This window comes from Streptomyces sp. NPDC023481 (genome assembly GCF_055560195.1).
In genome coordinates this window covers 69,420-84,682 of sequence record NZ_JBVHJE010000013.1, presented here as the reverse complement: position 1 = coordinate 84,682, position 15,263 = coordinate 69,420, and the positions used below count along the sequence as shown (strand labels likewise).

The following is a 15,263-nucleotide window of genomic DNA, read 5'->3' as shown; positions in this document are numbered from 1 at the left end:
GGGGCCCTGCAGAAACATACGTCGTATGGAATTAGTACCGTACGGCGTATGGAAATGTGAGGCAAGCCCGGCCACCCTGGTGGGCGCTGTGGTTCAGGTCATTTCCATACGGTGTAGGGAACTGGTACCGTACGAGGTATGGAAAAGAAGGTGAGGCGTCCCCCGCGGGGAACGAGGAAGAGGGACGTGCCTCTGACCGAGGCCGGGATCTATGCCGCCGCCCTGCGGCTCATCGACGAGGACGGGGTCGAGGCGCTCACCATGCGCAAACTTGCCACCGAGCTCGACGCGAACCCGATGTCGCTGTACCACCACGTGCCGAACAAGGAAGCCGTGCTGCGCGGCGTGACGAGAATGGTCGGCGCCCAGTTCCGCACCGTGACACTGGAGGACGCGCCCTGGCAGGATCGGATCCGCCTGCTCGCCACGGACTTCCGGACCCTGGCGCACCGTCACCCCGAGCTGATGGCCTACTCGTTCAGCCACCAACCGGACTTCATCCAGCCCGACGACCCGTTCTGGACCGCGCTCACCGCGATCGTGGAGGCTGCCGGGGTTCCGCAGTCAGAGGTCTCGGAGATCGCGGCGCTGATGGTCGCCGTCGTCATCGGTGTCCTCGCCGCCGAACTCAACGGCTCGCTCCGCAAGTGGTCGACCCTCAAGCCCCCCGGCTTCGACGATGGTGAAGACGGTGATGGGGGTGCGGACTCTGCGGACGTAGCTCCTGAAGGCCCTGACCAGGACCACATGTTCCGCCTCGTGATGGACACACTGATCACCGGTCTGGAAAGCCGGCTCACCGGCGATCGTGACGGCCGGGACGCCGGCCTTTGAGCCACACCTTCCGAGGCGTTGCGCCCCAGGCACCGGCCCCTGAGCCGCGCCCGCAGTCGGGCGATCTCAGGCTGCGACATGCGGGAGCCACCCCCGTCATATCGGGGAACACCGCCCGGCAGGGTGGTTCCGCAGCCTCTGCACGGCAGCCGTGTGACGCTGGCCCGTGAAGTGACCACGGTCGTCGGCTTGTTCCCGATCTCCTTCCCGAAGTGCGAGATCTGGCCTCCCGAAGCGGGAGATCGCCGGCCTCGTCGAGCTGCATCGCCCATCCGCTGACCGAGGCGGCCATGCCGCCCAGCGCTCCCGCCGTGAGCTCTTCTCGTAGGCGGAGAGCGCGTCGGAGCTGCGCAGGGTGTAGACGCGAAGCTGGTACTGGGGCATGACACTGGTTCCTTTACTTCTGAGCATGGATGGTCGGCGGTCAGCCTCGGGGGAGGAGGTGTGCCAGTTCGGCATCCCAGTCGATGAGGCCGGACTCGGTACCCCGTGGCACCAAAGCCTGGGTGTCCTGAAGGAAGGACGAGATGTCCTGCACGGGGACCTCGAGCAAGGCGTTGCCTCCGGAAGAACCGAGGGCGATGTAGATCGACTCGTCACCCCGCCCTGCGGCCGACCAGATCCGGACGTCCGCGTAACCTGCGGAACCCTCCAGACCGTCAGCCAGAAGATCCCGTCCCAGGACCCATTCGACCGGCTCGTCGCTGTGGACGAAAAAGGCGGCGCGGACGACGTAGGGATCTGCAGGCTCGTACCGCAACTGCATACACAAGGGCTGTGAGTAGGTGCGTGAGACGACGAGCTGCGCGGTCACCGCCCGAGTCACGGTCCTCGAAGACTCCATGAGCATTCTCTCCAAGGCGTCCCCCTTGCCTCGGCTGCGCCCCGGCGCTCGTGGCGACAAGTACGCATCGAATCAGGGGGTGTTCAGCTGGGCCCGGGCGCCGGACAGCGTCGGCGGACCGCGGGGTCGTGGGGGTCGTGGCGTAGCGGCAGTTGGGCGACGCGCGCCTGTGGCACGAGGTGGTGCCGCAGGCAGGTTCAGAGGGGAGCAGGGGGCAGGCACTCGCTCGATCGCCCGCCCGGGCGGCGGTCAGGGGACCGCTGATCCGTGACCAGCGGTCGCATCCCTGCCGCCGGCAGGCATCGAGGCGAGGGGCACGGCCTCCACTCAGGGGTACAGGCGGGACCTGTCTTACCGGTCACCGTGGTTCCGGTCGTAGTGGTCCCGGCCGAAGTAGTCCCGGTCACTGCGGTTCCGGTCATGGTGGTCCCAGCCCCGGCCGTCGCTCTCGTAGCGGTTCCAGTCGAGCCGGTAGGACCTGTCGGACTTCCACTCGTGCCGTTCATCGTCCCAGCGGCAGCAGCGACCGTCGTGGCTATGCCAGAGGGAGCCGGCGACATGGTCGTCGTGGTGCCAGCCACGCTTTCCGTCCCAGCAGTAGCCCTGCTCGATCAGGTACCCAACGCCGTGGTCCCAGCGGTAGTCGGTGAGGTTGACCTCGGCCGACCGCTGGACCTGCACAGAGGCGGGAGTCGCGGCCGAAGCGGTGCCCCCGGCACCGACAACGGCGACACCCGCGACCGACACGGAGGAAACGGCGACAGCGATCCGATTCGTGAGCTTCTTCATGATCTTTCCTTCCGGTTGGTGCGATCTGCGCCAACGGTTGCTTTTGCAGGCGATGTGAGGCGCCTGGCGTCGTGGCGTTGTCCGTCAAGCAGTTCCATACGTTGTATGGAACGCCCTGCCAGGATAACCATACGACGTATGGAAATGGGGAGGCGGTGACAGTGACCCGGGTCACCCGGACCACTTGGTCGAAGGAGACGCACCTGAACGCTTCTCCAGTAACTGGGGCGTCATTGCCGGGAGTTCATCTCCTTCCCCGTCACCCTGACCGGCTCGAATATCAGCGCTCGATCACAAGGCATGCAGGGACTCAGCTCTGGCCTCATGCTGGAGGGGAGGGGGGTGTGACAACGGAGGAAGAAGTGGTGGAGATGCGGACCGTTGTCGACCTCACACGCTGCCAGGGCTATGCGCAGTGCGTATTCCTCGCGCCGGAGGTGTTCGAGCTGCACGGCGAGGAGGGGCTGCTGTACGCCACGGCCGTTCCAGACGATCAGGTGGAGCGTGTGCGCCAGGCCGCGGCCGCGTGTCCGGTGCAGGCGATCCTCCTCGGGGAAGAGGTGAGCACCGGTGCCCGGTGACCTGAAAGACGGCCGCATCGTCATCGTCGGCGCGTCGCTGGCCGGGCTGAGGGCAGCCGAGGCGCTGCGCGAGGAAGGGTTCACGGGCTCACTGACGGTGGTGGGGGACGAGCCCCATGCGCCCTACGACCGGCCGCCGCTGTCGAAGCAGGTGCTGCTGGGCCAGGCGACGGCGGACACCCTCGAGCTGCCGATGCGGCGGGACCCGGACGCCGAGTGGCGCCTCGGCGTGCGCGCCACCGCTGTGGACCTGCTGGCGAAACGGGTGTCGCTCGACGACGGTGAGTCCCTGCCCTACGACCGGCTGCTGATCGCCACCGGGACCCGCGCGCGGCCCTGGCCCAAACCGGAGGAAGGTGCCCTGGACGGGGTGTTCACCCTGCGCACGCGCGAGGACGGCGCGGGACTGGCCGAGCGGCTCGGCGCGAGGCCGGAGCGGGTGCTGGTGATCGGTGGTGGCTTCACCGGCTCGGAGATCGCCTCGGCCTGCCGGGAACTGGGGCTTGAGGTGACCGTCGCCGAACGCGGTCCCGCCCCCCTGGTGGGCGCGCTCGGCGGCACCCTGTCCAAGCTCGCGGCCGTCATGCAGCGCAACCACGGCGTGGATCTGCGCACCGGTGTGACGGTCACCGCCTTGAACGGCAAGGGCAGCTTCACGGGCGCGCAGCTGTCCGACGGCAGCCGCGTCGAGGCGGACGTGTGCGTCGTGGCCCTGGGCGCGATCCGCAATGTGGAGTGGCTGGCGGAGTCGGGGCTGGCGGCGGGCCCGCGCGGCATTGCCTGCGACGCAGGCTGCCGGGCCTTCAACATGTACGGGATCGTCACCGACGACGTTTTCGTGGCCGGTGACGTCTCCCGCTTCCCCCACCCGCTGTTCGGCTACCAGATGCTGTCGCTGGAGCACTGGGGCAACGCGGTCGAGCAGGCCGAGGTCGCGGCCCACAACATGGTCAACCCCGGACCGCTGCAGCGCCCGCACCTGGCCATCCCGGTCTTCTGGTCGACCCAGTTCGGGCTCAACATCAAGTCGGTGGGCGTGCCCACCTACTCCGACCACGTGGTCATCGCCCAGGGCTCCCTGGAGGCCCGCCGTCTGGCGATGGTCTACGGCTACCAGGGTCGGGTCACCGCGGCGGTCACCGTCGACATGGCCAAGGCGCTCGACTACTACCGGCACCTGATCGAGACCGCCGCTCCGTTCCCGCCGCCGCCCGGCGCGCAGGACCGTGCGATCGCGGCCGACGTCCCGATCCCCTCCGCCGTACCGGACCCCTCCGTGCTGTCCCACGGCCCGACCGTCGCACTCACCGGTCACCTGCCCGACCGTCGGCTGACGGTGGTGTAGCCCCCATCCCGCCCCCTACGAGGAGCCGTCATGGACTCCGCGACCCTGCTGGCACGGATCACCGACTACGCCAGCCGTCCCAACCCCTACCCGTTGTACGCGGAACTCCGCGAGGCCGGTCCCGTGGTGCCGCAGGCCGACGGCAGCTACCTGATCGGCACCTACCACCACATCGCCGCGCTGCTCCACGACCCACGGATGAGTGCCGACCCACGCACCCGCGGCGAGGCAACCAACAAGCCGCCGTTCCTGCGGCTCGACGACCCCGAACACCACAGGCTGCGCACCCTCGCCATGCGGCCGTTCGGGCCCCCGCACAGCCCTGGCCGGGTCGACGGCATGCGCGGCGAGATCGACCGGATCACCCGGGAACTGCTGGAGCCGTTCGAGGCGGGCCGGCAGATCGACATCGTCGACGACTTCGCCTACCCGCTGCCCGTCACCGTGATCTGCCGCCTGCTCGGCGTGCCGCACGAGGACGAACCCCTCTTCCGGGCCTGGTCCGACGCGATCGTCGCAGCCGCCGACGTCAGGCCCGACGACGACTCCACCGAGCAGGACAAGGCCGGCGACCAGGCACGGATGGAGATGGGCGGCTACCTGTTGAACCTGGCCGAACAACGCCGCGGCAAGCCGGGCGACGACATGCTCTCCGCCTTCGTCAACGAGCCGGACCCGGCCCTGCGCCTCACCGACGAGGAACTCGCGGAAACCGCCGTACTGCTCCTCATCGCCGGACACGAGACCACGGTCAACCTCATCACCAACGGCGCCCTCACCCTCCTGCGCCAGCCCGAGCAGCTGGACCGGCTGCGCCGGGAACCGGAGTTGCTCCCGCGAGCGGTGGAGGAACTGCTGCGCTACGAGCCCCCGGTCCACATGCGCGAACGCATCCCGCACGCCGACACCGACATCGCCGGCACCCTCGTCCCCGCAGGCGCGTCCGTCATTCTGGTCCTCGCCTCGGGCAACCGCGACCCGATGCGGTTCCCCGATCCCGACCGGTTCGACCCCGCCCGCCCGGACAACCAACACCTAGGCTTCGGCAGCGGTATCCACGCCTGCTACGGCGGACCCCTGGCCCGCGTCGAGGCGTACGCCGCGCTCGGCGCCCTGCTTCCCCGTCTCGGCAGCGCCCGCCTGGTTGAAGACCCGCCCCCGTACCGGCAGAACGCGATGCTCCGCGGACCCCGCCACCTGCCCATCCACCTGTGAACCCGAGGGGGCACGGCGTCCCGTCAGGCTACGACGGGAAGGGGGCGCCGTACGCTGCCGCGGGCTCCGCGGGTGAACGCCATCTGATCCGTTGGTCCACGGTGGCGTCCGCGGGTAGCCCTCGTACCGTTTCTGAAGTATGGCCAGTCGACCTTGTCGGTGTAAGAGTCGCCGTATTACCCACAACCTGGGCCACCTTCGCAGAGATCGCGGCACGCCGACCGAGGCGGCGCCGATCGCAGGACCTTCCGGCGGGCGTTGCTCGCCGAGGGCCCTGCGCATGTCCGCTCCCGCAACACCTTCAGCCCTGAGCAGCCCTGACCGAACTCGTGGAGTCCTGCCAGGGCGAACCCGGTCTGCGTACCGTCCGCACCACGAAGTGATCGCGTCCATCCCGGCCGTCGCGTGATGGCCGGGTGGCTCAGCCGATCACCGAGTACCGGGAAGAGCCGTCCGAGGCGGGCAGTACAGTCCTCGCCCTCTGCCTGCGTTGATCAGAACTTAGCCACCCCTTGGCCGGGGTCGCGGACGCCATTCCGCAGCAATCCCAACTACCACGGTGAACCGGTCCGCCTCATCTCCTGCTACTCGGGCGCGGACGCGAGACCGCCCGAGCTGCCCCTCGCGCAGTCCGTCGCCAACGAGCTCGGCGTGCCCGTGACAGCGCCCACGAGCAAGGTGGGAACGTCCCCCCAGCTCGGCCTCAACCAGACCCCCACCATCGGCAACAATGGCTACTGGCGCACCTACCTGCCCATGGCCCACTGACGGCAGGCTCACAGGAGTGGAAATGATCAGGCGAGCGGGCTTCTACCGGGAGACCGGCGGCCAGGCCACCGCGGCAGACGACGCGCCGTCGCTTCGAGATGCCGTACAGGACAGTGGGCCCTGGGACGAGGACCGTATCGTCGCCTACCTGGAGTCGGGCCTGGAGATCTTCTCCACGATGGGCGCCGAGCGTGACGTCCTCAGCGGCGAAGAGTGGATCGCGGGCTCCGGATCCCTGATGACGGACGGCACCTGGCTCTGGCCCGTCGATCTCACGCACTACGTACGTCGTCACCACGCTGCCCTGCCACAGGAGTTCCTGGACCACCTCCGGACCAGCAACTACACGGTCCCTGTCGTGCCCGACGAGCAGGCCAGGCGCATCTTCCAGGAGGAGTTCCCGGACAACGCCCCCGCTGCGACCCCGCCCGGGGCCGCGGGCTTCTTCACCTGGTACGTGCCGAAGCTGGACAACGCGCGCGCCCATCAGCTCCTCACGCATCTGGAGACCGCCGGGCTCTCCGCCGTGCACCCGCTGACCGATGCCCTCTTCGGGTTCCGCGAGACGCCGGTCGGTAACCGCGAGCCGGTGAGGGGTGAGAGCGCTGCCCTGGCCGCTGCCCTGGCCGACGATCGGTACTCGAAGGTCGAGTTCACCTGCTGGCAGGGCTACGACCAGTCCCTGACCGGCATCGTGCGACGAACCGACGAGACGACGCAGAGCATCACGCTGCGCCTCACCGACATCCCCTTGCCCGACCGCGAGGAGGCGGTCGCCGCACTGGTGCGCACGCTCGATCAGGACGCGGCCGTCTGCCGCGGTTTCGTCATCGACCGAGTCGGCGTGTCGGCTTCCCAGGACTGGGACCGCATCCTCGTCGGCAGCGGAGGGCACTTCACCGTGTGGCCCGACACCGTCGGCATCCTCCGGGACCGCGTGGGCAGCCATCCCGAGCTGGCCGGCAGAGAGCCGAGGGGGGCGGTTTTCGGGATTCTTGATGCTCGTTGACGGTCGTGATCTGTCGGGGGGACAGGCGCGTTGACGGGATGCGGCGAGGCCTGCGCGGGCTCGGGCCGAGCCACTGAACTCGGTGGCACGGTGATCGGGCCCAACCCGTCGGTGTGTCCGGTTTCGTTCGTCCGCGGCGCCAAGGAACTCGGTGGCGGTGCGGTACCGGGTAGTGGCCGGGGCCCCTGCTGCGGCGCCCCGACCGGCTTCTTCCCGGGCCGCAGGTGCCGGTACCTTCGTCCGGGTCCGGGCGAGTCTCCGGCCTCGCCACTCCGGCACCGGGCGCGGACCGGCCCTTTCATGGCAATGCTGTCCAGGCTCTTGAGCCCGCCCCCGTTGTGTGCCAGCCTCGTTTCAACAACAGCGCACACATTCCGTTCGGATCCGAACACATTCCGTCGGAGAACGACAAGCGTGTCGCGAACCCACAGGATCGTGAGCGCCAACCGTAGAGGTCTAGCCGATTGGGAGCGCTCCCACCTCGCAGGGAGGCCACTTGGCGCCGGCAACAACGGACGGCCCGAAGTGGTCCGGGAGCCGACCAGCGGCGCCACGCCTCCCCGACGCGCACGAACCCGGGTCCCGCGCATGCGCCACCGTCCCGCGTGCATCACCACCCCCCCATGCGTGCCCTCGCCAACTCCGCGCAAGGCGATACCCGTTTCCGGAGGTCCACGGCAATGCCCGCACACATTCCCCCCGCACGACGAGGACTGCGCCGTCTGGTGCGCCGGTCAAGGGCGTTGGCGCTCACGGCGGCCGGCGCCCTTCTGGCGTTCGCGCTTCCACTGCTCGCTGTCGGTACGGCCCAGCCCGCGGCCGCGCTGGGCAACGGCCTGGCGTCGACGCCACAGATGGGATTCAACGACTGGAACGCCTACGGCTGCAACGTCTCCGAGGCGCTCATCAAGTCCACCGCACAGGCGATGCACACCAACGGCATGCAGGCGGCGGGCTACACGTACGTCAACATCGACGACTGCTGGTTGACGCACTCCCGGGACTCCTCGGGCCGGCTGGTCCCCGATCCGGCGAAGTTCCCGGACGGTATCAAGGGCACCGCCGACTACGTCCACTCGCTCGGCCTCAAGCTGGGCATCTACGAGGACGCCGGCACCGCCACCTGCGCCGGCTACCCCGGCAGTCTCGGTCACGAGACTACCGACGCCCAGTCCTTCGCCTCCTGGGGCGTGGACTACCTGAAGTACGACAACTGCAACAACAACGGGGTGTCCGCCCAGACCCGCTACACCGCTATGCGCGACGCCCTCGCCGCGACCGGCCGGCCCATCCTGTACAGCCTGTGCAACTGGGGCCAGGACAACGTGTGGACCTGGGGCGCGGGCGTCGGCAACAGCTGGCGCACCACCGGGGACATCACCGCCAGCTACTCCAGCATGCTCTCCATCTTCCACGCCAACGTGGGCCTGGCCTCCTACGCCGGCCCCGGCCACTGGAACGACCCGGACATGCTGGAGGTCGGCAACAGCGGCCTGACGGACACCGAGGCCCGCACGGAGTTCAGCCTGTGGGCTCAGATGGCCGCACCGCTCGTCGCCGGCACGAACCTGACCTCCGCCAGTTCCACCACGTTGTCCATCTACACCAACTCCCGCGTGATCGCGGTGGACCAGGACTCGCTGGGCAGGCAGGGAACCATGGTGTCCTCGTCGAACGGCCTGGACGTCCTGGCCAAGCCGCTCGCGGGCGGCGACGTGTCCGTCGCGCTGTTCAACGAGACCGGATCGACCGCGAACATCAGCACCACCGCGACCGCGGTCGGCAAGACCGGCGCCTCCAGCTACACCCTGACCGACCTGTGGTCCGGGGCGACGTCGACCACGTCGGGCGCGATCAGCGCATCGGTACCGGCGCACGGAACCGTCATGTACCGGGTCGCCGGTGGCAGCGGCACCGGAGGCGGGGAGGCCACGGGCGAGATCCACGCGGGGGTCGCCGGCAAGTGCCTCGACGTGCCCGACTCGACCACCACCGCCGGCACACAGGTCCAGATCTGGACCTGTGGCGGCGGAGCGAACCAGCGCTGGACGCACACCCCCTCCCAGCAGCTGACGGTCTACTCGGGCGGTTCGCAGATGTGCCTGGACGCGTTCGACAACCAGACCACGCCCGGCACCAGGGTGGGGATCTGGCAGTGCAACGGCCAGACCAACCAGCAGTGGAGGATCAACACCGACGGCACCATCACCGGGGTCGGGTCCGGACTCTGCCTGGACGTCACCGGCGCCTCCACCGCCAACGGTGCCCTGGTCGAACTGTGGACCTGCAACGGCCAGACCAACCAGCAGTGGAAACTGAGTTGAGCACGCCGGAACCTTCGTAGGAATCGCCGTCCGGGCTCCGAGCCGCAGAGCCCGGCCCGGCGTCGGCACACCGTTCCCCGTGGCAACGCCCTGAGACGCTCTCGTCCCCGCAAGGCGTCCCGGCCGCGTCCGGGTCGCCGGCGCACTGCCCATGAGCCCGATCGACGCATCAAGCCGTCAAGCGGTGACGTTCGTCCTTCTACGAAGGGGCAGTCGTCGCGGGATACCCGTCCGGCGCGACGGACAACGCGGTGCAGTCCGACATCACCGCTGCCGCTTACCGCTGACGCCGGACCACACAGCGGGGAAGGTGGCGGACCTCAGGCCGGCCCGGAGGACCACCACGTGATGTCCCCGGACGTCACCCAGGCGCCTCGGCAACCGACGGCGCCCTCCCTGAGCCGCGAACCGGCGACGGCGGCTCCCGCAGGCAGGACACCTTCGCCCCCGAAAGGAAACCACCGTGTCAGCTTTCATCCGGTTGCTCCGGCAGTTACGCACGTCGACGGCCGTGCTCATCGGCCTCGTCCTGGCCGCCGGCGGCTTGGTCACCGGCATCGCCGAGCCGGCCCACGCGGCCAGCTCGATCACGATCAACGGCTCCTCCGGAGGCCGCACGTTCGACGGAGTGGGCGCGATCAGCGGAGGCGGTGGCAACAGCAGGCTCCTGGTCGACTATCCCGAGCCCGAGCGAGGCCAGATCCTGGACTACCTCTTCCGGCCCGGCTACGGCGCCTCCCTGCAGATCCTCAAGACCGAGATCGGAGGTGACACCAACTCCACGTCGGGGGCCGAACCAAGCCACGAGCACACGCGGACGGACCTGAACTGCGACCGGGGCTACGAGTGGTGGCTGATGGAGCAGGCCAAGGCGCGCAACCCGAACATCAAGCTGTACGGCCTCGCCTGGGGCGCGCCCGGCTGGGTAGGCAACGGCAACTTCTGGTCCACCGACATGATCAACTACCTGGTCTCCTGGCTGGGCTGTGCCAAGCAGCACGGGCTGACCATCGACTACCTGGGCGGATGGAACGAGCGCGGCTACAACATCTCCTGGTACAAGCAACTGCGCAGCGCGCTGGGCAGCAACGGTTACGGCAGCGTCAAGATCGTCGCAGCCGACTCCGACTGGGCCGTCGCCGACGACGTGGACTCCGACTCGGCCTTCGCCTCCTCGGTCGACATCATCGGCACCCACTACCCGTGCGGGTACCGGTCCACGCAGTCCAGTTGCAGTGTCCCGTCATCCGCCACGTCGTCCGGCAAGCAGCTGTGGGCCAGCGAGAACGGCTCCGACGACTACAACGCCGGAGCCAACGCGATGGCCCGCGGCATCAACCGCGGCTACATCGACGGCAAGATGACCGCGTACCTCAACTGGCCCGTCGTCGCCGCGATCACGCCGAACCTCCCGTACCCCACCATGGGTCTCGCGCTCACCCCGCAACCGTGGTCCGGCTACTACGCGATCGGCAAGAACACCTGGGTGGCGGCCCAGACCAGCCAGTTCACCGCCCCGGGCTGGCAGTATCTCGACTCCTCCAGCGGTTACATCGGCGGCAACCGCGGCAACGGCAGCTACGTCTCCCTGAAGTCCACGAACAGGTCCGACTACTCCACGGTCATCGAGACCATGGACGCGAGCAGCACCCAGACGCTGAACTTCAACGTCACCGGGGGGCTGTCCACCGGCACGGTCCACATCTGGGCGACCGACGTCAACTCCACCAACCAGGCGGACTACTTCGTGCACTCCGCCGACATCACCCCGTCGAACGGCGGCTTCAGCCTGACCGTGCAGCCCGGCCGCGTCTACACGATCACCACCACCACAGGCCAGGGTAAGGGGAAGGCCGCGGGACCGGCCCGGAGCGCGATGAGCCTGCCCTACAGCGACACCTTCGACGGTTACACCACCGGCGCCGAGGCGAAGTACCTCATGGACTGGCAGGGCGCCTTCGAGGTCGCGGCCTGCGGCGGCGGACGCGGCGGCAAGTGCGTGCGGCAGATGAGCGCGCAGGCACCGATCACCTGGGACCCGCTCACCGATCCGCACGCCCTGCTCGGCGACCTCGGCTGGAGCGACTACACCGTCTCCTCCGACGTACTGCTCGAGAAGTCCGGATACGCCGAGCTGCTCGGCCGGGCCAACACCCAGAGCTACAGCGGGGCCGCGGGCCTGAACGCCTACCACCTGCGCGTGAGCGACACCGGAGCCTGGTCGGTTCTCCGCACCGACACCGGCGGCAGCGTGACCACGCTGGCACACGGAACGACCGCGGCGATCGGCACCAACCGGTGGCACACCCTGTCACTCACCTTCTCCGGCAGCACCATCACCGCCTCGATCGACGGTTCCACGGTGGGTTCGGCCGACGACTACGGCTACGCAGGCGGACAGGCCGGCTACGCCACCGGCCAGGGCGAGACGGCGCAGTTCGACAACCTGTCCATCACCCCCGGCCCGGGCGGCCCGGGCGGCGGTACCACCGGCCCCATCACCGGCGCCGGCTCCGGCCGCTGCGTGGACGTGCCCAAGCAGTCCCAGACCGACGGAACCCAGGTGGAGCTGTGGGACTGCAACGGCGGCAGCAACCAGCAGTGGACCAGCACGTCGGCCGGTGAGCTGCGGGTCTACGGCGGCGACTGCCTGGACGCTGCCGGGCAGGGCACCAGCCCCGGCACCAAGGTGGACATCTACACCTGCAACGGCGGCGGCAACCAGAAGTGGACACTCAACGCCGACGGCACGATCACCGGCAACCAGTCCGGCCTGTGCCTGGACGCCACCGGCAACGGAACCGCCAACGGCACCCTGCTGGAGCTGTGGACCTGCAACGGCGGCAGCAACCAGAAGTGGACCCGCTACTGATCCCTCCGGGCCCGGCAGACGACGTGGAACGGCGGCGACAACCAGCTGGGGGTGCCACCCCGCCCCGGGCGGCGAGTCGGCCGGGGCGGGGCGGGTTCCTGCGCCACCCGTGGCACGGTCAAGCAACTTTCCTGCTTTCCCAGGATCGGGCCGGCCACGCCGACGTGTTTCCGTGGGCGCACGTTCTGATGGTGCGTCAGGTTGTGGATGAAGGGGTGGACCGTGCGGTTCGTGCGCCGAGTCGGGCGGCGACCGGACCAGTCGCACCGTCCCTTTGGGGAGCAGCCGTTACGCCGGGCGCGCCCCCAGCGCCCCCGAAACGTTGCGCTCCGGCTGGGTCGAAATCTGTGCCCGCGAGCTGAGATTTCACGGGAACAGGCAGACAGATTCTCTTCCACATTAAGTGGAGTGGGTTTCTTCACCGAACACAGGCCGCTGCGGCGTGCTACTGTCGATCTCAGTTGCAGTTGTGGTTCCCAAAACTCCAAGTGTCCTCCGGGCGGCGTCTGTGCCGTTGGAAGCGCTTTTGTTATCCGGTTCCTTTTCCGGCGGGGTGATCATCGCGGCGACATGGAGTCCGTGACGTGCGGATCCCGATGCACTGCCCCGAAGGAGAAATGACATGGCTAATGGCACCGTGAAGTGGTTCAACGCGGAAAAGGGCTTCGGCTTCATCGAGCAGGACGGTGGCGGCGCCGATGTGTTCGCCCACTACTCGAACATCGCCGCCCAGGGCTTCCGCGAGCTGCTGGAGGGCCAGAAGGTGACCTTCGACATCGCGCAGGGCCAGAAGGGCCCGACGGCCGAGAACATCGTTCTCGCCTGACGCTGACTGTCGCGTACTTGTAGCTGGGGCCCGCGTCCTTCGGGGTGTGGGCCCCAGCTGCTCGCATTTTCCCGCAGTGGTCTCGCCTGCGGACGACACCAGGAAACCCGTAGGCTCACCCATACGGAGCATCCTTCAGGGGTGCACGCACCCCCCATGGCTTCACAGCGGCGGACGCCCGAACACTGCGTCCGCTTCGCGCCACTCATTCCAGCGGCTGTGCCTGCACGGATTTTCCGTCGGCCAGTTTCGCTCTCGCATTCCATCGGTCCATTCTTGCAATTCTCCGTGCTGCTCATCGCTGCGGGAATTCCTTGATATGTGCCGCATCGAGGAAGGTTCCGCATGAACCGCACACGCACGAACGACCGCTTCGCCCGCACCCGTGACGGCAGTACCGACTCCGGCAGGGGCGGCAGCCGATTCGGTTCGTCGGGCAGGAGCCGCTCCGGCGGCCCAAGCCGTTCCGGTGGTTTCGGCCGCCGGCCCGCCGCCGTTCAGGGGGAGTTCGCGCTGCCCAGGACGATCACTCCCGCGCTTCCCGCCGCAGAGGGCTTCGCCGATCTCGACATGCCCGGAGCACTGCTGGCCGCGCTCGGCTCGCAAGGCGTGACCGTACCCTTCCCGATCCAGGCCGCGACCCTGCCGAATTCTCTGGCCGGCCGGGACGTACTGGGCCGTGGCCGCACCGGCTCCGGCAAGACCCTCGCCTTCGGGCTGGCGCTGCTGGCCCGTACGGCCGGGCAGCGCGCCGAGGCCCGGCAGCCGCTGGGGCTGATCCTCGTACCCACGCGTGAGCTGGCGCAGCAGGTCACCGACGCGCTCGCCCCGTACGCCCGCTCCGTGAGGCTGCGGCTGGCCACGGTGGTGGGCGGAATGCCGATCGGCAGGCAGGCGAGCGCGCTGCGCGGTGGCGCCGAGGTCGTCGTCGCCACGCCGGGACGCCTGAAAGACCTCATCGACCGTGGCGACTGCCAACTGGACCAGGTCTCCGTCACCGTCCTCGACGAGGCCGACCAGATGGCCGACATGGGCTTCATGCCGCAGGTCACCGCCCTCCTCGACCAGGTCCGCCCCGAAGGCCAGCGCATGCTGTTCTCCGCCACTCTCGACCGCAACGTCGACCTGCTCGTGCGCCGTTACCTCAACGACCCCGTCGTGCACTCCGTCGACCCCTCGGCCGGCGCGGTCACGACGATGGAGCACCACGTGCTCCACATCCACGGCGCCGACAAGCACACGGCCACCACCCACATCGCCGCACGCGACGGCCGTGTGATCATGTTCCTCGACACCAAGCACGCCGTCGACGGCCTCACCGAGCACCTCCTGCACAACGGGGTACGGGCCGCCGCCCTGCACGGCGGGAAGTCGCAGCCGCAGCGCACCCGCACGCTGGCGCAGTTCAAGACCGGACACGTCAACGTACTGGTGGCGACCAACGTCGCGGCGCGCGGCATCCACGTCGACAACCTCGACCTCGTCGTCAACGTCGACCCGCCGACCGACCACAAGGACTACCTCCACCGCGGCGGCCGTACCGCCCGCGCAGGAGAGTCCGGCAGTGTCGTCACCCTGGTCACCCCCAGCCAGCGCCGCGGCATGACGCGCCTCATGGCGGCGGCCGGCATCGTCCCGCAGACCACCCAGGTCCGCGTCGGCGAAGAGGCCCTGCGCCGCATCACCGGGGCCCAGGCCCCCTCCGGCATCCCGGTCGTCATCACCGCGCCGGTGGCCGAACGCCCCAAGAAGCGCGGCGGCACCTCACGCGGTCGACGCCGCCCCGTCTCGGCGGCGCGCCGCGCGTCCGTACGGCAGTCCACCGCCGGTGCGGCGGCATAGGACCCTCGTGATCA

The 15,263-nt window shown here is 68.9% G+C and carries 11 protein-coding genes and 1 pseudogene; 10 read left to right on the top strand and 2 right to left on the bottom strand.

Annotation, left to right across the window (positions count from 1 at the left end; all coding sequences use genetic code 11):
• Window positions 1–186 precede the first annotated feature (186 nt).
• Entirely contained in the window at window positions 187–834 is a 648-nt protein-coding gene (locus ACZ3ZD_RS24440) for a TetR/AcrR family transcriptional regulator (RefSeq protein WP_467401050.1), read from the top strand.
• A 424-nt stretch (window positions 835–1,258) separates the two neighbouring features.
• Here ACZ3ZD_RS24440 and ACZ3ZD_RS24435 read toward each other — a convergent pair whose 3' ends face one another.
• Entirely contained in the window at window positions 1,259–1,648 is a 390-nt protein-coding gene (locus ACZ3ZD_RS24435; protein ID WP_467401047.1) for an SsgA family sporulation/cell division regulator, read from the bottom strand.
• Between the two features lie 381 nt (window positions 1,649–2,029).
• Window positions 2,030–2,467 carry a hypothetical protein gene (locus tag ACZ3ZD_RS24430; protein ID WP_467401045.1) on the bottom strand — a complete coding sequence of 146 codons (438 nt, stop codon included), beginning with the start codon at window positions 2,465–2,467 and terminating at the stop codon, window positions 2,030–2,032.
• A 371-nt stretch (window positions 2,468–2,838) separates the two neighbouring features.
• Here ACZ3ZD_RS24430 and ACZ3ZD_RS24425 point away from each other — a divergent pair, with 371 nt between their 5' ends.
• From ACZ3ZD_RS24425 to ACZ3ZD_RS24385, 9 genes and pseudogenes are all read left to right on the top strand, one after another.
• A complete protein-coding gene (locus tag ACZ3ZD_RS24425; protein ID WP_030176846.1) occupies window positions 2,839–3,048 on the top strand; it encodes a ferredoxin in 210 nt (69 codons plus the stop codon).
• The gene (locus ACZ3ZD_RS24420) at window positions 3,038–4,393 is read left to right on the top strand and encodes an NAD(P)/FAD-dependent oxidoreductase (protein WP_467401043.1); all 1,356 of its coding nucleotides are present in this window, start codon (window positions 3,038–3,040) and stop codon (window positions 4,391–4,393) included. Before ACZ3ZD_RS24425 ends, ACZ3ZD_RS24420 begins: the two co-directional genes overlap by 11 nt.
• Before the next feature lie 30 nt (window positions 4,394–4,423).
• Entirely contained in the window at window positions 4,424–5,608 is a 1,185-nt protein-coding gene (locus tag ACZ3ZD_RS24415; protein WP_467401039.1) for a cytochrome P450, read from the top strand.
• A gap of 790 nt (window positions 5,609–6,398) precedes the next feature.
• Window positions 6,399–7,385, top strand: coding sequence for a hypothetical protein (locus ACZ3ZD_RS24410; RefSeq protein WP_467401036.1), 987 nt, complete (start codon window positions 6,399–6,401; stop codon window positions 7,383–7,385).
• A 680-nt stretch (window positions 7,386–8,065) separates the two neighbouring features.
• Window positions 8,066–9,709, top strand: a complete 1,644-nt coding sequence (locus ACZ3ZD_RS24405) for a glycoside hydrolase family 27 protein (protein ID WP_467401033.1) — start codon at window positions 8,066–8,068, stop codon at window positions 9,707–9,709.
• Window positions 9,710–9,915: 206 nt separating this feature from the next.
• Window positions 9,916–9,996, top strand: a pseudogene (locus ACZ3ZD_RS24400) (arabinofuranosidase catalytic domain-containing protein); the annotation flags it as partial.
• A 176-nt stretch (window positions 9,997–10,172) separates the two neighbouring features.
• On the top strand, window positions 10,173–12,581 hold the full coding sequence (locus ACZ3ZD_RS24395) for a ricin-type beta-trefoil lectin domain protein (protein ID WP_467401029.1): 2,409 nt from the start codon (window positions 10,173–10,175) through the stop codon (window positions 12,579–12,581).
• A 622-nt stretch (window positions 12,582–13,203) separates the two neighbouring features.
• Window positions 13,204–13,407: a cold-shock protein gene (locus ACZ3ZD_RS24390; protein ID WP_030943126.1), complete on the top strand. Its 204-nt coding sequence runs from the start codon at window positions 13,204–13,206 to the stop codon at window positions 13,405–13,407.
• A gap of 345 nt (window positions 13,408–13,752) precedes the next feature.
• A complete protein-coding gene (locus tag ACZ3ZD_RS24385; RefSeq protein WP_467401026.1) occupies window positions 13,753–15,249 on the top strand; it encodes a DEAD/DEAH box helicase in 1,497 nt (498 codons plus the stop codon).
• The last annotated feature ends 14 nt before the right edge of the window (window positions 15,250–15,263 follow it).